The organism is Acidovorax sp. SRB_24, assembly GCF_012931925.1.
Genome location: NZ_MWOM01000215.1, coordinates 1 through 558, shown reverse-complemented (window position 1 = coordinate 558; position 558 = coordinate 1). Strand labels below are relative to the sequence as shown.

Below are 558 nucleotides of genomic sequence, written 5' to 3'. Positions count from 1 at the left end.
GCCCAGGCGCGTGAGCGTGGTCGTCAGGCGCGAGACGGTGGACTTGGGCAGCTGGCAGCGCTGGGCGATCTCCTGGTTGCCAAGCACCTTGTCGCCCGAGCGAAAGCACGACAGCACTTCGAGCCCACGCGCCAGCGCCGCCACGAAGTGGCGGTCTTCAGGAGCGCGCGGGGCCGCGGAGCGGGAAGGGGGGTGTGCAGGCATGGCGAGCATTATCGCGATGCCCCGCCCGGGGCGCGCCGCACTGCGCCGGGCGCCGCAGTCGGCCAGCCGACAAAGGTTTCTGCGCCTCGATCAGGGGGCACCGTCACAGGCCCGCATTGGCCAGCAGGGTGTTGAACTCAGCCGTGCACCAACGGTGCTGCCTCGGCGCTCCGCTGCCATGAGGGCGTTCTTGGGCTTCAGGCTTTTTCGTCGCGCAGCATCTCGCGCAGCTTGAACTTCTGGATCTTTCCGGACGGTGTAGAGGGCATCGCGTCGCGCACGATCAGGCGTTCGGGGATGTACTGCAGGGCAATCTTCTGGTCTTTCAGGAACTGCACCAGGCCCGGCAGGTCG

1 protein-coding gene is annotated in these 558 nt (G+C 67.7%); it reads right to left on the bottom strand.

Annotated features, from left to right (window positions below; genetic code table 11):
* A partial coding sequence (locus B2J89_RS21605; protein WP_371809115.1) for a helix-turn-helix domain-containing protein occupies nt 1-213 on the bottom strand: 213 nt, incomplete at its 3' end.
* Nucleotides 214-558: the final 345 nt, after the last annotated feature.